General features: G+C 70.0%; 18 protein-coding genes. 6 read left to right on the plus strand and 12 right to left on the minus strand.

Going from position 1 to position 20,259, the window contains the following annotated elements; all coding sequences use genetic code 11:
* Nucleotides 1-62: 62 nt before the first annotated feature.
* Both ACWD3C_RS23735 and ACWD3C_RS23740 read right to left on the minus strand, forming a co-directional pair.
* Nucleotides 63-1,190 carry an SPFH domain-containing protein gene (locus ACWD3C_RS23735; RefSeq protein ID WP_451147002.1) on the minus strand — a complete coding sequence of 376 codons (1,128 nt, stop codon included), beginning with the start codon at nt 1,188-1,190 and terminating at the stop codon, nt 63-65.
* A 143-nt stretch (nt 1,191-1,333) separates the two neighbouring features.
* Entirely contained in the window at nt 1,334-2,743 is a 1,410-nt protein-coding gene (locus ACWD3C_RS23740) for a peptidoglycan-binding protein (protein WP_451147004.1), read from the minus strand.
* 630 nt (nt 2,744-3,373) lie between these two features.
* Here ACWD3C_RS23740 and ACWD3C_RS23745 point away from each other — a divergent pair.
* Nucleotides 3,374-5,461 carry a glycosyltransferase family 2 protein gene (locus ACWD3C_RS23745; protein WP_451147006.1) on the plus strand — a complete coding sequence of 696 codons (2,088 nt, stop codon included), beginning with the start codon at nt 3,374-3,376 and terminating at the stop codon, nt 5,459-5,461.
* Nucleotides 5,458-7,395 (plus strand): galactose oxidase-like domain-containing protein, encoded by a 1,938-nt coding sequence (locus ACWD3C_RS23750; protein WP_451147008.1) that lies wholly within the window; start codon nt 5,458-5,460, stop codon nt 7,393-7,395. Before ACWD3C_RS23745 ends, ACWD3C_RS23750 begins: the two co-directional genes overlap by 4 nt.
* Nucleotides 7,396-7,551: 156 nt before the next feature.
* On the opposite strand, the gene ACWD3C_RS23755 is transcribed toward ACWD3C_RS23750, so the two are convergent.
* The gene (locus ACWD3C_RS23755) at nt 7,552-8,580 is read right to left on the minus strand and encodes a glycoside hydrolase family 6 protein (RefSeq protein WP_451147010.1); all 1,029 of its coding nucleotides are present in this window, start codon (nt 8,578-8,580) and stop codon (nt 7,552-7,554) included.
* A gap of 167 nt (nt 8,581-8,747) precedes the next feature.
* On the opposite strand from ACWD3C_RS23755, the gene ACWD3C_RS23760 reads away from it, so the two are divergent.
* A complete protein-coding gene (locus tag ACWD3C_RS23760; RefSeq protein WP_451147012.1) occupies nt 8,748-9,158 on the plus strand; it encodes a hypothetical protein in 411 nt (136 codons plus the stop codon).
* Entirely contained in the window at nt 9,139-9,540 is a 402-nt protein-coding gene (locus ACWD3C_RS23765; RefSeq protein WP_451147014.1) for an ANTAR domain-containing protein, read from the plus strand. Before ACWD3C_RS23760 ends, ACWD3C_RS23765 begins: the two co-directional genes overlap by 20 nt.
* 337 nt (nt 9,541-9,877) lie before the next feature.
* Here ACWD3C_RS23765 and ACWD3C_RS23770 read toward each other — a convergent pair whose 3' ends face one another.
* From ACWD3C_RS23770 to ACWD3C_RS23785, 4 genes are all read right to left on the minus strand, one after another.
* Entirely contained in the window at nt 9,878-10,543 is a 666-nt protein-coding gene (locus ACWD3C_RS23770; protein WP_451147016.1) for a class F sortase, read from the minus strand.
* A 5-nt stretch (nt 10,544-10,548) separates the two neighbouring features.
* Nucleotides 10,549-11,253, minus strand: coding sequence for a hypothetical protein (locus ACWD3C_RS23775; protein ID WP_451147018.1), 705 nt, complete (start codon nt 11,251-11,253; stop codon nt 10,549-10,551).
* A gap of 93 nt (nt 11,254-11,346) precedes the next feature.
* On the minus strand, nt 11,347-12,126 hold the full coding sequence (locus ACWD3C_RS23780; protein WP_451147020.1) for an HAD-IIA family hydrolase: 780 nt from the start codon (nt 12,124-12,126) through the stop codon (nt 11,347-11,349).
* A 57-nt stretch (nt 12,127-12,183) separates the two neighbouring features.
* Nucleotides 12,184-13,077, minus strand: coding sequence for a cell wall protein (locus tag ACWD3C_RS23785; RefSeq protein WP_451147022.1), 894 nt, complete (start codon nt 13,075-13,077; stop codon nt 12,184-12,186).
* A gap of 302 nt (nt 13,078-13,379) precedes the next feature.
* Here ACWD3C_RS23785 and ACWD3C_RS23790 point away from each other — a divergent pair, with 302 nt between their 5' ends.
* The gene (locus ACWD3C_RS23790) at nt 13,380-14,462 is read left to right on the plus strand and encodes a Gfo/Idh/MocA family protein (protein WP_451147024.1); all 1,083 of its coding nucleotides are present in this window, start codon (nt 13,380-13,382) and stop codon (nt 14,460-14,462) included.
* A gap of 4 nt (nt 14,463-14,466) precedes the next feature.
* Here ACWD3C_RS23790 and ACWD3C_RS23795 read toward each other — a convergent pair whose 3' ends face one another.
* The 5 genes from ACWD3C_RS23795 to ACWD3C_RS23815 form a co-directional block, all read right to left on the minus strand.
* Nucleotides 14,467-15,060: a Uma2 family endonuclease gene (locus ACWD3C_RS23795; RefSeq protein WP_451147026.1), complete on the minus strand. Its 594-nt coding sequence runs from the start codon at nt 15,058-15,060 to the stop codon at nt 14,467-14,469.
* Nucleotides 15,061-15,180: 120 nt separating this feature from the next.
* Complete coding sequence (locus ACWD3C_RS23800) at nt 15,181-16,038, minus strand: fumarylacetoacetate hydrolase family protein (protein WP_451147028.1); 858 nt, start codon at nt 16,036-16,038, stop codon at nt 15,181-15,183.
* Between the two features lie 160 nt (nt 16,039-16,198).
* Nucleotides 16,199-16,924, minus strand: a complete 726-nt coding sequence (locus ACWD3C_RS23805; protein ID WP_451147088.1) for a YidC/Oxa1 family membrane protein insertase — start codon at nt 16,922-16,924, stop codon at nt 16,199-16,201.
* A 149-nt stretch (nt 16,925-17,073) separates the two neighbouring features.
* Nucleotides 17,074-17,391 carry a DUF6412 domain-containing protein gene (locus tag ACWD3C_RS23810; RefSeq protein ID WP_451147030.1) on the minus strand — a complete coding sequence of 106 codons (318 nt, stop codon included), beginning with the start codon at nt 17,389-17,391 and terminating at the stop codon, nt 17,074-17,076.
* Nucleotides 17,392-17,526: 135 nt separating this feature from the next.
* On the minus strand, nt 17,527-18,312 hold the full coding sequence (locus tag ACWD3C_RS23815; protein WP_451147032.1) for a class E sortase: 786 nt from the start codon (nt 18,310-18,312) through the stop codon (nt 17,527-17,529).
* Between the two features lie 238 nt (nt 18,313-18,550).
* On the opposite strand from ACWD3C_RS23815, the gene ACWD3C_RS23820 reads away from it, so the two are divergent.
* Nucleotides 18,551-20,110 carry a beta-1,6-galactanase gene (locus tag ACWD3C_RS23820; protein WP_451147034.1) on the plus strand — a complete coding sequence of 520 codons (1,560 nt, stop codon included), beginning with the start codon at nt 18,551-18,553 and terminating at the stop codon, nt 20,108-20,110.
* Nucleotides 20,111-20,259 lie beyond the last annotated feature (149 nt).

Consider the following 20,259-nt stretch of genomic DNA (forward strand, 5'->3'; position numbering starts at 1 on the left):
TCTAGACCAAGTGTGAGATTATTGGCGCTCGATGAACATGTCCATACCAATCCCGGGTCCTGTCACGCCCCCTGCTCGCCCCGCCCCGCGCAGAACGCCACCGTCAAGTCCTTGACCAGCGCCTTGCGTTCGTAGTCGTCGAGTTCCACGAGCCCCCGCATGGTCAACCGCGTCACCGTGTCCTCCACCGAGTCGACGACCGAGGTCAGGACGCTCGACCGGTGCCGGGCGTCCAGCGCGGCGATCCGGCGCCGGTGCATCGCGGCGGCGACCTCCGGGGCGTACTCCACCCGGACCGGCTGCACCGAGAACACCTCCAGGCCGACCGGTACCGCGTCCGTCACCACCAGCCGGGTCAGCACCTCGCCGACCGCCTCCACGGGCCCTTTCGTTCCGCCCGGCATCTCCACCGGCACCCGGGAGAGGGCCGCCTCCACGCACTCGCGCAGATACGTCTCGTGGTCCTCGGTCCCGAGCACCGCCCGCGCGGTGTCCCTGACCCGCCAGGCGACGAGCACGACGACCCGGAGCGCGATGCCGCCCGCGTCGACGGCCGGCATCGGCTCGCTGCGCCAGTGCCGCAGCCGTACGTCGACCCGGCGCCGCTGCACCAGCGGGTTCACCCACATCAGCCCCGTGCGCCGCACGGTCCCCCGGTACCGCCCGAACAGGCCCAGCACCCAGGCCCGCCCGGTCCGCCCCCGCGCCAGCCCGCCGAACCCGAACAGGCCGAGCGCCCCGGCCCCGGCGTACGCGGCCCACTGCACGGGCCCGAGCCCGGCGCCCGCGGCCACCGGCAGCCCCGCCGCGCGGACCGCCAGCTCGGGCAGCACCCCCGCCCACCAGGAGGTGAGCACACATCCGGCCACCCCACCGGCCCCGCCCAGCACTCCGACCGCCCCGGACAGCACCCGCGCCTGCCGCTCCACCAGCCCGGGGTCCACCTCGGGCGCCGGGCGCATACGCACCGGGCCGGGCACGCCCCGCCGTACCCGGGGCTGCTCCCCCGTCCCGCGCCGCCGGCCCACGACGGCGGGCGCCAGTGGTACGGAGACCGGGTCGGGGTCGTCCCGGAACAGCAGGTGGACGGGGATCTCGGTGGTCGCCTCGTTCTGGATCAGCCGGGCCGGGCGAGCGGGCCCCTCCGGCTCGGGTGTCGGTGAAGTCGTCGTACCAGTGGTCGTACTCATCCGTGCCTCCATGCCTCCGCGCAGGAAGAACCGCAACGCAAACAACGGTGAAGAGCCGTGAAGATCCGTCAGGGGACCGTCGGCGGACGGTCGCCAGGACGTCAGGGGACCGTCGGCAGCGTCAGCAGACGGTCGTCAGGACGTCAGAAAAAGAGCCGCCGCCAGGTCTCCGGCCCCGGGTAGCCGTCCGCCGCACCGCCCCGCCATCCCTGGGCGCGCTGGAAGGCCTCGACGTTCCGGCGGTCCGCCTCGCTCCAGCGCGGCCCCGGTCCGGTCGTGTAGTGCTTGCCGAACCCCTTCTTCACCAGCTGCTCGCCGAGCAGGGTGACGTGCTCGTTGTGAGCGCCGGGCCGGAACATCGCCCGCCCCGGGAACACAGGGACCTGAACCCCCTGCGCGGCGGGCTTCCCCGATGCCCCGGACGCCCCCGGAGCCCCCGCACCCCCGCCCGACGCCCCCTCGGGCGGAATGTCCCGCCCCTTCTTCCCCACCAGATACGCCCAGGTCGTCGGCCCCGGCAGCCCGTCCGCGTCCGCCCCGCGCCACCCCTGCGCCCACTGGAACGCCTGCGTCGCCCTGCGGTCCGCGTCCGACCAGCGCGGCCCGGGACCGCTCCGGTAGAAGCGCGCCCCGCCCCTGTCAACCAGCATCCGCCCCAGCTGAGTGACGTACGCGTTGTTGGCGCCGGGCCCGAAGGCGGCGGCCCCCGGGTAGCGGGTCACCGGCTTCACGTCCGGCGTGTCCGGCGCACCCGGCGCGCCCCCGCTGCCCGCCACGAGCCCCTTGTAGCGGTACGGCTCGTAGCGCGCGGCGTTGCTCCAGTAGCCGTACGGGGTGGACTGCTTGCGGGTGTGCGGGCGGGTCTGCTCGTAGGCGAGGTAGTAGGTGTGCGTGTAGTCCGTCCAGCCGCCGAAAATGGTGACGTGCGAACCGTCCTGGGGGTCCTGCGGATTGTGGAAGAGGAGAATGTCGCCGGGTTGCAGCTCCTCCTTGGGAATCCGCTCGGCATAGGTGCCGAGACTGCCCGTCCATTCGTTTCCGCCGAGGTTCCAGGCCATCGAGACATAACCCGAACAGTCCTGCCGGTACCCGTCCGACCAGTACGAGGTCATGCTGTACGGCACGCCCGTCGCGACCCACTTCTTGGCCCGGTTGATGATCTCCGCCCGGGTCGTCGGGGGCGTCTTGACCGCGGCCGGCTCCGGCTGTTCCCCGTCCGCCGGGCGCCCCGTCGGGCCGTGCAGCGGAGCCGTGCCGCCCTGCGGTGTTCCGGGGTCTTCACCTGCGGGAACGCCCGGCCGGGCGGGTGAGTGCGCGGCCACGACCGCCGGTACGGCATGGCCCGCGCCGAGCACCGCGGAGGCCGCCGTGGCGACGGCGAGCGCCCGGCGCGCCGGGGGGCGCCCGGCATTCCCGTACGAGGAGGAGGACGGGGAAGATGACGAGTAATGCGGGCAGGACAGGGAATACGGCAGGACCCGCCGCCAGTACGCGCACCCGGGACATTCGCAGCCGCTCACGGGCTCGAATTCCTCGAATACCGGCGTCTCCATGCGATTCCCCTCACGCTCCACCTGGACCTGGAAATGTCCGCGCTTCTGCACGATCGTCAGTTTCTCAACTGTCGTCCGGTGTCGCACGTTGACGGTCCGAATGATGTACAAGGCTCGAACCCCGGACCGCGCGGGCCGGCCTCCAGGGCCACGACCGCGACCGCGACCGCAACCGCGAGGGGCCTCCACGGCGTCTTCATGGTCCCGATCCGTCTCCATGATCCTGGTCACCCGATCTCACCATGTACGCGACATCTTCACCTCTCCTCCACACTCCGCCTTTCTCCTCCACTGATGCCCCAATCACCGCGTATGACCGGTAAACACCGCGTTTCGCATCTTGCGATCATGGTGAACGCCGTAGAACCCTGGGTCGTAAGAGACTGCGGATACATGGCAGTTGGGGGGCTTGGGCCGGATTTCGGCCGTGGTGGGGATCAGGGGCTCCCGTTCATGAACGGATGCCGAGGGGGGCATCATGCAACCGGAAGGTCGTCGTCCAGTGTCTCTGTCGTGGAGATGACGTGGCGGCGCCGACCTACCACTGATGCGCCCGGGCCGGTCGAGGGGGACCGGATCGGGCGGAGGACCGACGACCACACACCGATCGTGTGTGCGGGGGGATGACTCATGACGTCGACGCCGACGGGCGCCCGGCATAACTCCGACCCGTCCGAGACGACCCAGCTCAGGGTGCCATCGCACCGGACCGGAGCCTTCCGGAGGATCAAGAAGACCCTGCCCAGATACGACTACGAGCACTACAGCCGGCTCGCCGGGCCCCTGACCCAGCCCGACCCGAGCAAGCCGTACAAGGTGCAGTACCGCTCGCTGATCGGGCAGGAGCCGCATCGCATCCGCGTCGCCCTGATGCTGGCGGCGGCTCCGCTGCTCTCGCTGGTCCTGCTGGCCTGGCTGCTGCAGCCGGAGCACTGGACCGAGCGGGACTACGTGCCCAACGCCTACCTCGAACACCTCGATGTGGTGATGCTGGTCTCGATCGGTCTGATCGAGTTCTTCCGCTGTATGAACGTGCTGTCGAACGCGCACGCCACCCTCGTCGCCCGCGACCCGATCCCGGTGGTGCCCGAGACCGGCACCAGAGTCGCCTTCCTCACCTCCTTCGTGCCCGGCAAGGAGCCGCTGGAGATGGTGACGAAGACCCTGGAGGCCGCGGTCAAGCTCCGGCACCGCGGGCTTCTTCACGTCTGGCTCCTCGACGAGGGCGACGACCCGGAGGTGAAGGCGGTCTGCGCGCGCCTGGGCGTGCACCACTTCTCCCGAAAGGGAGTCGCGCGCTGGAACCAGGCCACGGGCCCGCACCGCGCCAAGACCAAGCACGGCAACTACAACGCCTGGCTCGACGCGCACGGCGACGACTACGACTACTTCGCCTCGGTCGACACCGACCACATTCCGCTGCCCAACTACCTGGAGCGGATGCTCGGATTCTTCCGCGACCCGAACGTCGGCTTCGTCATCGGCCCGCAGGTGTACGGCAACTACGACAACTTCGTCACGAAGGCCGCCGAGTCGCAGCAGTTCCTCTTCCACGCGCTGATCCAGCGCGCAGGCAACCGCTACGGCTCGCCGATGTTCGTGGGCACCTCCAACGCCGTACGCATCAAGGCGCTGAAGCAGATCGGCGGTCTGTACGACTCGATCACCGAGGACATGGCGACGGGCTTCGAGATCCACCGCCACAAGAACCCGGCGACAGGCAGGAAGTGGCGCTCGGTCTACACCCCGGACGTGCTCGCGGTGGGTGAGGGCCCCAGCGCCTGGACGGACTTCTTCACCCAGCAGATGCGCTGGTCACGGGGGACGTACGAGACGATCCTCAAGCAGTACTGGAAGGGCTGGTACTCGCTGCCGCCGAGCAAGCTCTTCAACTACACGATGATGATCATCTTCTACCCGATGTCGGCCCTCAACTGGATTCTGGCGGCGCTGAGTTGTGCACTGTTCCTGGGCCTGGGCGCCTCGGGTGTGAACATCGACCCGACGATCTGGCTGATGCTCTACGGCAACGCCTCCGCCCTGCAGATCGGTCTCTACGTCTGGAACCGCCGCCACAACGTCTCCCCGCACGAGCCGGAGGGCTCCGGCGGTGTGGCCGGCATGGTGATGTCCGCGCTGTCGGCGCCGCTCTACGCAAAGGCGCTGATCGACTCCGTACTGCGCCGCAAGAGCAAGTTCGTGGTCACGCCCAAGGGCGACTCGGCGAGCCCGGACAGGTGGTTCGGGACCTTCCGTTACCACTGGTACTTCATCCTGATCTTCGGCGCCTCGATCGCCGCCGGTTTCCAGTTCGGGAACTCGCACCCCGCGATGATCATCTGGGCCACGTTCGCCCTGCTGATCACCGCGACACCGATCTTCGCCTGGCGTCACATGATGCGGCAGGAGCGGAAGAAGCCGGCCGCCGTGGCACCGCCGCAGGACAGTGCGGCGGTACCGCCGCAGCCACTGGCCGGCCAGCACGTGCCGCACTCCCCGCACGCCGCCCCGCACTCCCAGCATGCGCCGCACGCGCCGCACCCGCACGCCCCTCACGCGCCGCATCACACCCCTCACGCACCTCACGCGCCTCAGCAGAAGCCGAACTGGGCGGCGGCGCACGGGGGTAGCGGGAGTAGCGGAAGCAGCGGGGGTGACGCAGGCAACGACCAGACCATGCAGATCGCCCTTGGTGGACTTGGGGGACGTAAGGAATGACTGACCGTGCAGGCCGCCGCCGTGCCCGCCGGCTCGCGATAGGCGCGGCGGTGGTACTCGCGCTGGCCGGGATGAACGGCCCGTGGCTCTACCGCTTCGGGACGGAGCAGTACCACCAGTACAAGATCAACAGACCCGAGTACAAGGCGGAGAACGGCCACTGGGAGATCGTCGAGTTCCCGGAGGAGTACCGGCAGAACACCATCCACGCGGCCCTGCTCCACACGGGAAAGGTGCTGATGGTCGCGGGTTCGGGCAACAACCAGGACAACTTCGACGCGAAGAAGTTCGACACCCGGATCTGGGACCCGGTCAAGGGCACCATCAAGAAGGTCCCGACGCCCAAGGACCTGTTCTGCACGGGCCACACCCAGTTGTCCAACGGCAACCTGCTGATCGCGGGCGGCACCAAGCGGTACGAGAAGCTCAAGGGTGACGTCACCAAGGCCGGCGGCCTGATGATCATCCACAACGAGAACCCCGACAAGCCGATGACCCTGAAGGCGGACACCCGCTTCACCGGCAAGGAGAACGGCAAGACGTTCGTCCTGGAGGACTCGGTCGTCGTCGAGCGGGCGGAGAAGCAGTTCGACCCGGCGACCGGCAAGTTCCTGGGCAACGAACCGGGGATCGAACGCGCCTACGTCGAGGCGCAGCGCAGCGGCAGGAAGTACGAGACCGGCACCGAGGACAACTACCGTATCCAGGGCCTGACCGGCGCCGACGCCCGCAACACCTACGGCATCGCGCAGAAGCTCGCCCTCGACAAGAAGGACTTCCAGGGCATCAAGGACGCCTACGAGTTCGACCCGGTCGCCGAGAAGTACATCAAGGTCGACCCGATGAACGAGGCACGCTGGTACCCGACGCTGACCACGCTGCCCGACGGCAGGATCCTCTCCCTGTCCGGCCTCGACGAGATCGGCCAGCTGGTCCCGGGCAAGAACGAGGTGTACGACCCGGAGACCAAGGAGTGGACGTACACCAAGGACACCCGGCAGTTCCCGACGTACCCGGCGATCTCCCTGATGCAGAACGGCAAGCTGTTCTACTCCGGCGCGAACGCCGGTTACGGCCCCGACGACGTGGGCCGCGACCCGGGCATCTGGGACCTGGAGACGAACAAGTTCACCAAGGTCCCCGGCATGAGCGACCTGAAGCTGCTCGAAACCGCCGGCACGGTGCTGCTGCCGCCCGCGCAGGACGAGAGGTACATGGTGATCGGCGGCGGCGGGGTCGGCGAGTCCGAGCGGTCCAGCGAGAAGACCCGCATCGTCGATCTGCTCGCCGACGACCCGGAGTTCACCGACGGCCCGCCCCTGGAGAAGGGAACCCGCTACCCGCAGTCCTCGATCCTGCCCGACGACACGGTGCTCATCTCGGGCGGCTCCGAGGACTACCGCGGCCGCAGCGACTCCAACATCCTCCAGGCACGGCTCTACGACGCGAAGACCAACGAGATGCGCCGCGTCGCCGACCCGCTGGTGGGCCGCAACTACCACTCGGGCTCGATCCTGCTGCCCGACGGCCGCGTGATGTTCTTCGGCTCGGACTCCCTGTACGCCGACAAGGCCAACACCAAGCCGGGCAAGTTCGAGCAGCGCATCGAGATCTACACGCCGCCGTACCTCTACCAGGGCGCGGGCCCGTCACTCTCCGGCGGACCGAAGACCGTCGAACGCGGCGACTCGGCAACCTTCGCCACCCGCCACGCCTCCTCCATCAGGTCGGCCCGCCTCATCCGCCCGAGCGCCACCACCCACGTCACCGACGTCGACCAGAAGTCCATCGCCCTGGACTTCGAGACGACGAAGAACGGCATCTCCGTAACCGTCCCGAAGAACCGCAACCTGGTCCAGTCGGGCTGGTACATGCTGTTCGTGACGGACGACCAGGGGACGCCGAGTGAGGCGCAGTGGGTGAGGGTTCCGTAGTTTTTTGAAAGATGGCGGGGCCCGGCGCTATGCGCCGGGCCCCGCCATCTTTCAGGGGCGCAGGGCTGTGACATTATGCGGCTCCGCCGCGTGGGCGCGACCAGCCACAACCAACCGCCACACGCAGAACCGGCATCAAGCACCCCCTACGCAGCGTCATTTGGAGGCCTGCGCCAGCGCAAGCGCATAGGCGGGCCACCACTCCCCCGCCTTGGGCCCCCCCTTGCACTCCCCGTCCGACTCCCCCGGCCGCTTGACCCAGAGATACGCGTCGACCAACGGGTCGGCGGTCTTCGTACTCGGCGTCTCCCCAAGCGCACGGCCCGGCGGATTGCACCAGCGCTCACCGGGGTCGCCGTCGGTATAGGGACCGTTGCCGTTGCGGCTGGTGTCGATGACGAACGGTTTGTCGCCCACCTTGGCCGAGAGTTCCTTGCCGTACGCGATGGAGTCCTCGGTGGTGTAGAAGTTCGAGACGTTGACCGAGAAGCCGTCGGCCTGATCGACCCCCGCCCGCTTGAGCGGCTCGAAGATCTGGTCGGGGTCTCCCCAGCCCGCGTTGCCCGCGTCGACGTACACCTTGGTGTTCTTCAGCGCCTTGAGCTTGCCCACGGCTTCGCTCAGCAGGCTGTAGCGCTCCTCGTGGAACTCCTCCGGGGTGCAGCCGTCGACGAGGTGCAGTACCGCGTCGGGCTCCAGGATCACCGTGGCATCGCGCTCGCCGATGCCCCTGGCTATCCCGTCGATCCACGTCCGGTACGCGTTGCCGTCGGCCGCGCCGCCGCCCGAGTACTGGTCGCAGTCGCGGTGCGGGATGTTGTAGAGGACCAGGACGGCGTCCCGGTCGGCCTTCTCTGCGGCCTCGGTGAAGCCCTTGGCCTCCTGTTCCGGGTTCTCCGGTCCGATCCACTCCCCCGTCGGCTGTTCGGCGATCTTGCGGATCTCCTCGGCGTCCTGGTCCTTGCCCGCCTTCTCGTACGCGGCGACCTGCGACGCCGCGTTGCCGTCCGGGTTGACCCAGAACGGGCTGACGTCCCTGGGCTGTTGGGCGATGGCGAAGCCCGCCTCGTTGCCCTTCGGGTCCTCCTCGCCGTCGCCGTCTCCTCCCGAACAGCCGACGAGCAGCAGCGCCGCCCCCGCCGCCGCCCCCGCCGACCGGATTCCGGCCCCCCTCATGCCGTACATCCAACTCCCCCTTGGGTGCACTGTCGTAAGCCTCAATCCTGGCATATCTCCCGCTCCCCCACGAGGTCGTCCATGCCTTGTCGGAGAGCTGTTACCTCTCCCCTTCCCTGGGTAGACAGAGGTTCCCCAGGACTGGGGGCGGACGGCGGCGAGGGGCGGGCTCGGTCATGCAACAACGCAACCAGGAGAGTCGGTGGGGAGACTGGGAGACACGGCTGGCCGAGGCCCTGCTGGAGGCATCGGACACCCTGCTCGACGGCTTCGACAGCGGGCACTATCTGCGACGCCTGTCCGACCACTGCGTCGCGCTGCCGGACGCGCGGGCGGCCGGGGTGATGCTGATCGACGGCGGTGAGGCGGGGTCGTTCGCGGTGAGCAGCCGGAACGAGGCCATGGCGCTCGACCTGCTGGAGACCCAGCGGCAAGGCGGCCCCTGCCTCGACAGTTGCAGCAGCGCGGCCGGTGCCGCCAGTCTCCCTCCGCGAGGCCCACGCCGCGGTCCGCTGGCCCGAGTTCACAAGTGCGGCGCTCCACCACGACGTCGTCACCACCTTCGCGGTGCCCCTGCGCCGGGGTGAGACCGTCATCGGCGCGCTCAATGTCTTCCTCCCTGTGTCCGCCGAACCTCCGTCCCCGGAAGCCACGGAAGGGGAACTCGGCCTGCTGCTGGCGCGGCAACTAGCCGACGCGGCGGCCACCGGCCTCGACAACCAGCGCCTGTACAGCCAGTGCCGCAACCTGGCGGCCCAGTTGCAGCACGCGCTCACCAGCAGGGTCTACATCGAACAGGCGAAGGGCGTGCTCGCCGAGCGCTGGGGCTCCGGGGTGGACGAGGCGTTCGTGACGCTGCGTCAGCACGCCCGCAGCCAGCGGCTGCCGCTGGACCAGGTGGCGAAGGCGGTGATCGAGCGCTCGCCGAAGGCGGCTGCCCTGCGCGAGAGGCCCCCGGCGCCGTCGTAGGAGTTCCCTGGCTTCCACGGCCCTCCTTTGCCATCGGCACATGTTCAATACCGCCTCACCTGCGCAGATGACACAGAGCCACACCGTGTCAACTTGGCGTCAAACAGCCCCTAGCCCGGAGCGCGCATCCGTTCTAGAGTCACTTTCGAACGGCCCCAGCCCCCGGCCTTCGCACCATCCGCGATGTGCGGATCGGCCCCAAGGACCTCCCGTGCCGGCGCCGGGTTACTCCCGCAGCCCGAGCGCGTACGGTCGAGGACCAGCCCGGTCGGCGGCTCCGGGGGGAGCGGGTCGTCGACCGGGCCAGGTGGAAGCGGTAGCAGCCCGGGAGCCGGTCTCAGACGCCGCTTCCGCTGAGGTACGCCGAGACGATCACGTTGGCCGTATACGTCCGGTTCGCCCGGTCGAAGGCCCCGCCGCAGGTGACCAGGCGCAACTCGGCCCGCCCGGACTGCCGTACGCCGTACGTCTGTTGGGCGTCGAAGCGGTCCCGGCCGATGACCTGGACGTCGTCCACGGTGAACTCGGCCACCGTTCCGTCGTCGCGGACCACCCGGACCGTCTCGCCGACCCGGACCGCGCTGAGCTTGTAGAACACGGCGGGCCGGGTCTCGGTGTCGACGTGCCCCACGAACAGCGCCGCCCCGGCCGCCCCCGGCCCCGCCCCGGCCTCGTACCAGCCCACGAGCCCCGACTGTTCGAAGGGCGGCGGGTCGATCGCACCGCGCTCGTCCAGACCGCGCGCCACGACCGGCGCCCGCACGCCCAGCGACGGGATGTCGATCCGCTGCGGCCGGGCATCGCCCAACGGCTCGGCGGCGGGAGGCAGTTCGACCTCGTCCGGCCGCCCGACCGCCGCCACGTCCCCCGTGGTCGGTGCGGAGGTCCCCTGCCGTACGTCGGTCACCTCGCGGCCCCACAGCCACAGCCCGAGCAGCAGCACGGCCCAGGCAACGCCCGTGGTCAGGCGCCCTGTTCCGGAGGAACGTTCCTTGCCGGCCACGACATCTACTCCGTCCCGCGCCTCCGGCGCACGCTCCGCACCGCCACGGCCACCGCGGCGACGCCCGCCAGCACGAGGCCGATCACGGCGTGCCCGGTGCCGGGACCGTGCTCGCGGGCGTCGGGCTGGGCGAACACCTGGGCCGCGCCGCCACCGCCGGCGCGGACGGGGGCCACCGGGGAGGCGGGGGCCACTGGGGAGGCGGGGGCCACTGGGGAGGCGGGAGCCTTCGACGGTTCGAGGTCCTTCGGCGGCGCGGGGTCCTTCGGCGGCGCGGAGTCCTTCGGCGGCGCGGGGTCCTTGGACGGCCTGGGGTCCTTCGACGGGCCGGGATCCTTCGACCGCCCGGGATCCTTCGACGGTGCGGCGGGCTTCTCGGTGCCGACCTTGATCGTGCCCGTGATCTTGTCCTCCCGCCCGTCGCAGGTGACCTTCACGTCGAACGTGCCGGGCGTGAGCGAGGACCGTACGCGGGTCTCCCCGGTGAGCGGGCCGCCGCCCTGCCCGGTGAGCAGCGCGTCGGCGACGAAGGCCGGGGAGGCGGCGGTGCCCGTCTTCCCCACACACCCTTCGGCCCGCACCTGTATGTCGGTACCGGGGGCCGTGGGCGAGGGCGTCACGGAGACGCTCCCGTCAGCGGCGTACGCGGTGGGAGCCAGCGCGGCCGCGACCACCACCCCAGCACTGAGAGTGAGTCGCAGTGAACCCATCGTGAACCTCCAGACACCTGAAGAGTCCCCTGCCGGGTGCGGGGTCGCATGTGGAGAGGGGCGCGGGTTGCTCCGTACGGGTGGCAGGGGGGTTTAGATGCGGTCGATCAGGTCCGCGATCGAGTCCACGACCTTCGACGGCCGGTACGGGTACTTGTCGACCTGCCCGGGGGTCGTCAGCCCGGTCAGCACCAGGTACGTCCGCATCCCGGCCTCGATTCCGGCCAGGACATCGGTGTCCATCCGGTCGCCGATCATCGCGCTGGTCTCGGAGTGCGCGCCGATCGCGTTCAGCCCGGTGCGCATCATCAGCGGGTTCGGCTTGCCCGCGAAGTACGGCTTCTGGCCGGTCGCCTTGGTGATCAGCGCGGCGACGGCGCCGGTGGCGGGCAGCGGGCCCTCGGCGGAGGGGCCGGTCTCGTCGGGGTTGGTGGCGATGAACCGGGCGCCGCCCTCGATCAGCCGTACGGCCTTGGTCATGGCCTCGAAGGAGTACGTACGGGTCTCGCCGAGGACCACGTAGTCGGGCTCGTGGTCGGTGAGGACGTACCCGATGTCGTGCAGGGCCGTGGTGAGCCCCGCCTCGCCTATGACGTACGCCGTGCCGCCGGGCCGCTGGTCGTCCAGGAACTGGGCGGTGGCCAGGGCCGAGGTCCAGATGTGGTCGACGGGCACGTCCAGGCCCATGCGGGAGAGGCGGGCGTGCAGGTCACGGGGGGTGTACATGGAGTTGTTGGTCAGCACCAGGAAGGGGCGGTCGGACTCCCGCAGCTTCTTGATGAAGGCGTCGGCGCCGGGGATCGGCACGCCCTCGTGAATGAGCACACCGTCCATGTCGGTGAGCCACGATTCGATGGGCTTGCGCTCTGCCATGTGCGATCTCCTGCCGGACGCGGTGCTGCGTGCGCCCCAGCCTAACGACTGGCTCGATCATGGTGAATGGCCAGTTTTCGACCGCCGGACGACTGTGACGACCGTGACGCCCAGGCGGAGAGCGGCTCCGGCTCCGACGAGGCCTCCGGCCAGGAGTGCGGTGGGGACGGGGGGTGCGGTACCGGTACCGGTACCGGTTCGGGCCAGCTCTTCGGCGTACGGCAGCTCCTCCCGTACGCCGCTGTCTCTGCCGTCGTCGCCACCCTCACCGTCACCGTCGCTGTCACCGTCACCGTCGCTGTCGCTGTCGCTGTCGCTGTCACCATCGCCATCGCCATCGCCGGAGCCGTTGCCGTCGGTGATCCGGAACCGGTAGTCGTTCGACTCCCCCACCCAGTCGCCGTCGTCCCCGTCCTCCCCGTGCCGCTGGACGACGGCCGCGTGGGCGACGACGTCGTTCGGTACGCCCGCGTCGGAGGTGATCGCGAGGCGGACCGGGACGGTGAGGGTGCGGCCGGGGGCGACCGTGAAGCCGGGGAAGCCGTCGAAGACGCCGACGAGTTCGTCCCGGTCGGTGAGTTCGAACGAGACGGGGTGGGGGCGCGTGCCCACGTAGAACTCCAGGCGGGGCTGGCCGGGCCGGAGCGTGCGGTACTCGTCGACCAGGACGATCACGGGGTGGATGTTCGCGCAGGGGCGGGTGGTGGTGTTGGTGAGGTCGAGGGACCAGGCGCGGTAGCCGCCGCCCGCGTCGTACTCGGCGGGGCCGCCGTGGATGCGGGTATGGAGGGGGAAGGCGCGGGAGCCGGGGGTGGCACAGGTGGGGAGGCGGTCAGCCGCGCCGGCAGGGGAGAGCCCGTGGGTGAGGGCGTACGCACCGGCTGGGGCGGGCCCGTACGCGAGGGCGGCTGCGGTGGCAACGGCGAGAGTCAGGCACGTACACAGTCGCATAAACACATGACCCTGCCATCCGTCCGGCGTGACGGGCCCCGCCACGCCTGGGACGCCCGGAACGGCGACGGAAGTCCCCTCGATCGGCGCAGCGGGGAGGTCATCGGGCGCGTGGTCTCGGCCTGCCGGACGAAGGTCCGCTATGGAGACCGCGATGGGGTCCCCCGGCCCGAGCGGCGCGAAGCCCGTTCGAGGGTGGGGGCGCGTGCCAGGCGGCCTGGAGGCACGCCCGCACTTGCCGGGCGGCGCCGCCCAGCGGCCCCCCACCTCGGCGCCGCCCGCCAGGTGCTTAAGTGGACGGCATGACGACAGGCACGAACCCCGATCCCCCTCTCCGCGTGGCCCTGGTCGGCTACGGCCTCGCGGGCTCCGTCTTCCACGCCCCGCTGATCGCGGCCACCGAGGGCCTGGTCCTCGACACGGTGGTCACGGCGAACCCGGAGCGGCGGGAGCAGGCCCGCGCCGAGTTCCCGGAGGTGCGCTTCGCGGCCGCCCCCGAGGAGCTGTGGGACCGGGCCGGCGAACTGGACCTGGTCGTCGTCGCCTCCCCGAACAAGACGCACGTCCCGATCGCGACCGCCGCCCTCAAGGCGGGCCTCGCGGTCGTCGTCGACAAGCCGGTCGCCGGTACGGCGGCTCAGGCCCGCGAGCTGGCGTCGATGGCCGACGAACGCGGCCTGTTCCTCTCCGTCTTCCAGAACCGCCGCTGGGACAACGACTTCCTGACCCTCCGCAAGCTGCTGGCCGAGGGCGAACTCGGCGACGTCTGGCGCTTCGAGTCCCGCTTCGAACGCTGGCGTCCCCAGCTCAAGGGCGGCTGGCGCGAGTCCGGCGACCCCGCAGAGATCGGAGGTCTGCTGTACGACCTCGGCAGCCACGTCGTCGACCAGGCCCTCTTCCTCTTCGGCCCCGCCGCCTCCGTGTACGCCGAGACCGACGTCCGCCGCCCGGGCGCGGAGACGGATGACGACACGTTCATCGCCGTCACGCACACCAACGGCGTCCGCTCCCACCTGTACGTCTCCGCCACCACGCCCCAACTCGGCCCGCGCTTCCGGGTACTGGGCTCGCGGGCGGGTTACGTGAAGTACGGCCTCGACCCTCAGGAGGCGGCCCTCCGCGAGGGCCTGCGCCCCGGCCCGGACTGGGGCCTGGAGCCCGAGTCGGCGTGGGGCCGGGTCGGCTCCGGCGAGTCCCCGCTGACGGGAGGGGGGCGGCCGGTACCGACGCTTCCGGGCGACTACCCGGCGTACTACTCGGGCGTGGCCGCGGCGCTGCGCGAGGGCGCCCCGAACCCGGTGACGGCGAACGAGGCAGCGGCGGCGCTGGACGTGCTGGAGGGGGCGCGGAGGTCGGCGGGCGAAGGGGTCACCATTCGGGTGTAGGGCGCTACTTGGCGGGGCCGCTCTCACACGGGAACTGGTCCGTGGTCAGCTTGAGCTCGACCGGCGTCTGCGTCAGGTCGACCTCGGTGCCGAAGTCAAGGCTCAGATGGCCGCGGTACTCCCCGTTCTTGGGGAGCGTGTGGAGGTGCCACTTGCCCGTGTACGGATCGACGATCAGATACACGGGCACCTCGGCCTCGGCATATGCATCCAGCTTGGGACCGTAGTCGTTGCCTGCCGTGTCCTTGGAAATCACCTCGGCGATGAACTCGACGTCCTGATAGCGCCAGCGGCCCTTGCTGTCCTGCTCGGCGCCTTCCTTGAAGGCGGCAACGTCGGAGGCAAAGCCGTTGAGGCGACCTGGGAAGTCGACCCGAACATCGGAGGCGATACGCTCCTCCGGGTAGCGAGCCAGAAGCTGCACGATGATGTTCAGGATGATCCGCCAGTGCGTCTGACGCTGCGGCGACATGTAGATGGCCCCCTGGACGATCTCCAGCTTGAATCCCTCAGGGGCGGACACTCGCTCGAACATCTCATCGAGCGTGAGCTCGTCGCTCTCCTCGGCCATCGCGATCCTGTCTTCGAGAACAGTCACCGTTGCCGCTCCTCCCCGCTGCCGCAGGGGTGCGGTCAGCCGCGCAGTACAACGATACGCTCGGCTTCCCGGTTACGCCGGGGCGTCGAGCGCCACCGTCACCTCCCTCTGCCGGAGGCGTCACGCGTCCTTGAACTCCTGCCGCTGCCGCCCCAGCCCTCCGATCTCCAGCTCCACCACGTCCCCGGCCCGCAGATACGGCTTGGGCTCGGGCTCACCCATTGCCACCCCCGCCGGCGTACCCGTGTTGATGACGTCACCGGGGTAAAGGGTCATGAACTGGCTGACGTACCGCACGACTTCCGCGACCGGAAAGATCTGCTCGGCGGTCGTGCCGTTCTGCTTGAGTTCCCCGTTCACCCAAAGCCTCAGCGCGAGGTTCTGCGGGTCGGCCATCTCGTCGGCGGTGACGAGCCACGGCCCCAGCGGGTTGAACGTCTCGCAGTTCTTGCCCTTGTCCCAGGTGCCGCCGCGCTCCAACTGGAACTCGCGCTCCGAGACGTCGTGCGCCACCGCGTACCCGGCGACATGCGCGAGCGCCTCCTCGTGCGAGCCGAGGTAACGCGCGGTCCGCCCGATGACGACGGCCAGCTCGACCTCCCAGTCGGTCCTGGTGGACCCGCGCGGTACGAGCACCGTGTCGTTCGGCCCGACCACGGTGTCCGCCGCCTTGAAGAAGATCACCGGCTCGGCGGGCGGCTCGGCCCCGGTCTCGCGGGCGTGATCGTGGTAGTTCAGGCCGATGCACACGACCTTGCCGATCCGGGCGAGGGGCGGCCCGACGCGCAGCCCGGCGGCGTCCAGCGCGGGCAGCTCACCGGACTCGGCCGCCGTACGGACCCGGCCGAGCGCCTCGTCGTCCGCGAGCAGGGGTCCGTCGATGTCCGGGACGACCCCCGACAGATCCCGCAGGACCCCCTCGGCGTCGAGCAGCGCGGGCCGCTCCGCACCCGCCGTACCGACTCGCAGCAGCTTCATGAGCACAGTCTCCCTCGATCGCGGACCGTCCGGCCGATGGGCGGCGCCGGAGTGCGGACCAGACGCAGCACAGCCATCGGAGGACTGGTCGATCCTCCAAGGTCGTGGTCCAGTCCGCAATACCCGGTTCACGGACTGGACCAGGTCAGGTCAGGTCAGGTCACTCGGCAATACGGGGTGACGGGTACAGCAACGCCCGCTCCACGGCACTCCACGTCGTACTGGTCACCACGTACAGCGCGGCGGCCAGCGGCACCACCGCCACGGTGACGAGGGTCAGGAAGGACATGAACGGCATGAACCTGGTGACGGCCTCAAGCCCGGGTATCCGCTCCCCGTCGACCACCGGACTGTCGGCGGCCATCATCCGCTTCGTACGCCGGTAGCCGAAGGCGGCGACCGCGGCGACGAGCACGAACAGCCCGACGTACACGAGCCCCTCCGCCCCGAACACCCCGCCCGCACCCAACGCGTCCACCCACCGGTCACCGAGCGGCGCGGCGAACAGCCGGTGCGCGAGCAGTCCGTTGGGCTCGCCGCCGACCGTCGAGTTCGAGAACAGCTGGTAGAGGAGGAAGAAGGCCGGCAGCTGGCACAGGCTGGGCAGCAGCCCGGACAGCGGCGACACCCGCTCCTCCACATGCAGCTCCATGAGCGCCTCCTTCAGCTTCTCCGGCCTCTTCCGGTACTTCTTCCGCAGCTCGGCGATCCGCGGCTGCAACGCGGCCCGCGCCCGCTGCCCCCGCGCCGCCGCCCGGGACAGGGGCAGGACGAGGAGCCGTACGAACGCGGTGAACAGGACGATCGCGGCGGCTGCCGCGGACGCGTGGAACAACGGCTGGACCAGGTCGGCGAGTTGCTCGACCAGATCGGCGAAAAGCCGCAGGAACATGGACAGGGGCATGGACAACATGGACATGGATGAGCCCTCCGAGGGTCTCGTCGTGCCGGGGTGAGGAACGCATGGCGGAGTGCGTGTCGGCATGACGACCCGTGTCGGGTCACCTGGATGCTGGATGTGAGGAGCGGGGTGCCCTACGCGGGTATCAGGCCGTCAGGAGGGCAGGCCCCCGGCGCCCGGGGCCTCGTTCGCCCCCTGGCGTCGGGATCGCGTTGGGGCAGGAACGCCGTACGGCGCTCCCGGTCGCGTATCGCCGTCCGTACCCGCGTACGCGGCACCGCGGGCGCGCACCGCGAGGCGATGATCACGCAGACGGCGAGCGCGGACCCGGCCGCGGCGGTGGCCGCGCAGGCGACGGCGGCGGAGAGCGTACCGACATCGAGGACGGCGACCTGGAAGAGGAGCAGCAGGAGCGCGGCGGCGGGGCGCAGGCCGACCCAGCTTCGGTTCATGACCCACTCCCCCCTTCAACTTCAACCTTCAACTGCGCGCGCTTCCCCCGCACTTCGAGCCTCGCGCCGCTTCGTTCTTCGCGCTTCATTCTTCGTGATTCGTTTATACATGACCCCTCTGACAGCCCGGTTGGTTCACCTCGGCCGCATCGAGGTCAGCTTCCCCCAGACCACGAGGCGGTATGTCGAGGTGTACTCGGGGGTGCAGGTGGTGAGGGTGAGGTAGTAGCCGGGCTGGTCGTAGCCGTACGAGGGCCTGACGCCGCTGCGCGGCACGGGGTGCAGGACGCCGCCGTCGCCGGGGGTGGTGCGCGCGAGGGTCCGGTCGATGACGTACGTGTAGACGGCCGCCTTGGTCTCGACGGTCACCTCGTCGCCGCGCTGGAGCCGGTTGATGTAGCGGAAGGGTTCGCCGTGGGTGTTGCGGTGCCCGGCGAGCGCGAAGTTGCCCGCCTGGCCGGGCTGCGCGGTCTTCGGGTAGTGGCCGGCGTACCCCTTGTCGAGGACGTCCGCCTTGCTGATGCCTTCGGCGACGGGGACGCGGAGGTCGAGGCGGGGGATGGTGAGGACGGCGTAGGCCTGGGACCAACGGGGCCGGGTGGGCGTTGCGTTGGAAGCAGGGGGCAGGGCGCGGGGGCGGGCTTCTTCGGCTTCCCGGCTGTCCGCGACGGGGGAGCTCGCGGCGCTCGGCGCATCGCCGGTCGGCTCGACGAGCGGGGCCGTCCCCCACTCCCGCTCCAGCGCCTGCACCTTGTCGGCGGCCGCCTCCCGGGCCTGCCGGTTGGTCCACCACAGCTGGTGGACGACGAGGAGGATGAGGACGACCCCGAGGGTCACGGCGAGTTCGGCGCCGGTCCACAACACGCGGGCGTACGCGGCACGGCGGCGCCGGGTGCCGTGGTGGACGACGCGGGTCCGCATACGTACACCTCCCTCTCACCAGGGCCGCACGATAGGGCGACGCCCTTCAAGTAACCAGACCCGCGCTTCCGCTCCTCCTTCTCACAACCGTTGGGAAAAAGCCCTGTCGCGCCTCTCGACAACCTCGCTGGTCACCACCGACGCTTCCGAAGGGCGACACACCACCGCACACCCCACGGCACCACCACAGCACCACCCACGACCGCTCCATCCCTCGGCACCCGCACCCGGAGATGACATGAGCACTCCAGGCAACAACCAGAACCCGAAGGACCAGCCACAGCCACAGCCACAATCACAGTCACCCGAATCCCCCCTCCCCAGATCGACGTTCCGCCGCAGAGCCCTGCTGGCCGCCACCGGCGGCGCGCTGCTGAGCGGCACCCTGGGGACGGGCACGGCCCGCGCCGACGCGACAATCGCGGTGAACCCCGGTACGAGATACGGGAGCTGGGAGGGCTGGGGCACCTCGCTGGCCTGGTGGGCGAACGTCTTCGGCGCCCGGGACGACTTCGCCGACATCTTCTTCACGACCAGGTCGGTGACGTACAACGGCACGACCCTGCCTGGCCTCGGCATGAACATCGCCCGCTACAACCTCGGCGCGTGCAGCTGGAACAGCGTGGGCGGCGAGACGATGGTCGAGTCCCCGAACATCCCCGGCTTCAAGCAGATCGAGGGCTTCTGGCAGGACTGGCGCAACGAGGACCCCGCCTCCTCGGCCTGGAACTGGACCGCGGACGCCAACCAGCGCGCGGCCCTCGTCAAGGCGACCCAACGCGGCGCGGTCAGCGAGCTGTTCGCCAACTCCCCCATGTGGTGGATGTGTTACAACCACAACCCGTCCGGCGCCGCGAACGGCGGCAACAACCTCCAGACCTGGAACTACCGCCAGCACGCCTCCCACCTGGCGGCCGTGGCCCTCTACGCACGCGACAACTGGGGCGTGAACTTCGCGACGGTCGACCCCTTCAACGAACCGGCCTCCACATGGTGGACCGCCACCGGCACCCAGGAGGGCTGCCACCTGGACCCGTCCGTCCAGGCAGCCGTACTCCCATACATGCGCAGCGAGTTGGACAGGCGCGGCCTGACGGACATCCGCATCTCGGCCTCGGACGAGACGAACTACGACACGGCGCGCAGCACCTGGAGCTCGTTCGGCTCGTCGACGCGGGCGCTGGTCGACCAGGTCAACGTCCACGGCTACCAGGGCGCGGGCGGCCGCAGGGACTTGCTGTACACGGACGTGGCGACGACATCCGGCAAGAAACTCTGGAACTCCGAGACGGGCGACATCGACGCGAGCGGCTGGACCCTCGCCCGGAACCTCTGCTACGACTTCCGCTGGCTCCACCCGACCGCCTGGTGCTACTGGCAGGTCATGGACCCGACGACCGGATGGGCGATGATCGCGTACGACGAGAGCACGCTCCAGCCGACGACGGTCCAGACGAAGTACTACGTGATGGCCCAGTTCAGCCGCCACATCCGCCCCGGCATGACGATCATCGACACAGGCGTGAGCTACGCGGTGGCGGCGTACGACGCGGCGTCGCGCCGCCTGGTGATCGTGGCGGTGAACACGTCCTCCTCCGCCCAGACCTTCACGTTCGACCTCTCCCGCTTCACCACGGTGACCGGCGGCACGGGCGGCCTGGTCCGCCGCTGGCACACGGCCACGTCCGGCAGCGACCGTTACCGGGAGTACGCGGACACGTATCTGAGCGGGAAGTCGGTGGCCGTGTCGTTCGACGCGGGGTCGGTGCAGACGCTGGAGGTGGACGGCGTGGTGTGACCGAGCGCTTCGGCCGGCGGATCAGCGGCTGAGTCGGCAGGGTCGGGTCGGCGGGGTCGGGTCGGCGGGTCCAAGCGCTTCACCTGGCGGGAGTAGTAGCGGCGGGATCGCCCGGAGCCTGTCGGTCATGGGTTACCGAACGCCTCGGG

This window comes from Streptomyces sp. NPDC002845 (assembly GCF_053591955.1).

What these genes read in the sequence shown, in the direction of transcription:
- ACWD3C_RS23735 (WP_451147002.1), bottom strand. Translation starts at nt 1,190, where the DNA reads ATGAGTACGACCACTGGTACGACGACTTCACCGACACCCGAGCCGGAG.
- ACWD3C_RS23740 (WP_451147004.1), bottom strand. Translation starts at nt 2,743, where the DNA reads ATGGAGACGCCGGTATTCGAGGAATTCGAGCCCGTGAGCGGCTGCGAA.
- ACWD3C_RS23745 (WP_451147006.1), top strand. Translation starts at nt 3,374, where the DNA reads ATGACGTCGACGCCGACGGGCGCCCGGCATAACTCCGACCCGTCCGAG.
- ACWD3C_RS23750 (WP_451147008.1), top strand. Translation starts at nt 5,458, where the DNA reads ATGACTGACCGTGCAGGCCGCCGCCGTGCCCGCCGGCTCGCGATAGGC.
- ACWD3C_RS23755 (WP_451147010.1), bottom strand. Translation starts at nt 8,580, where the DNA reads ATGTACGGCATGAGGGGGGCCGGAATCCGGTCGGCGGGGGCGGCGGCG.
- ACWD3C_RS23760 (WP_451147012.1), top strand. Translation starts at nt 8,748, where the DNA reads ATGCAACAACGCAACCAGGAGAGTCGGTGGGGAGACTGGGAGACACGG.
- ACWD3C_RS23775 (WP_451147018.1), bottom strand. Translation starts at nt 11,253, where the DNA reads ATGGGTTCACTGCGACTCACTCTCAGTGCTGGGGTGGTGGTCGCGGCC.
- ACWD3C_RS23780 (WP_451147020.1), bottom strand. Translation starts at nt 12,126, where the DNA reads ATGGCAGAGCGCAAGCCCATCGAATCGTGGCTCACCGACATGGACGGT.
- ACWD3C_RS23785 (WP_451147022.1), bottom strand. Translation starts at nt 13,077, where the DNA reads ATGCGACTGTGTACGTGCCTGACTCTCGCCGTTGCCACCGCAGCCGCC.
- ACWD3C_RS23790 (WP_451147024.1), top strand. Translation starts at nt 13,380, where the DNA reads ATGACGACAGGCACGAACCCCGATCCCCCTCTCCGCGTGGCCCTGGTC.
- ACWD3C_RS23800 (WP_451147028.1), bottom strand. Translation starts at nt 16,038, where the DNA reads ATGAAGCTGCTGCGAGTCGGTACGGCGGGTGCGGAGCGGCCCGCGCTG.
- ACWD3C_RS23810 (WP_451147030.1), bottom strand. Translation starts at nt 17,391, where the DNA reads ATGAACCGAAGCTGGGTCGGCCTGCGCCCCGCCGCCGCGCTCCTGCTG.
- ACWD3C_RS23815 (WP_451147032.1), bottom strand. Translation starts at nt 18,312, where the DNA reads ATGCGGACCCGCGTCGTCCACCACGGCACCCGGCGCCGCCGTGCCGCG.
- ACWD3C_RS23820 (WP_451147034.1), top strand. Translation starts at nt 18,551, where the DNA reads ATGAGCACTCCAGGCAACAACCAGAACCCGAAGGACCAGCCACAGCCA.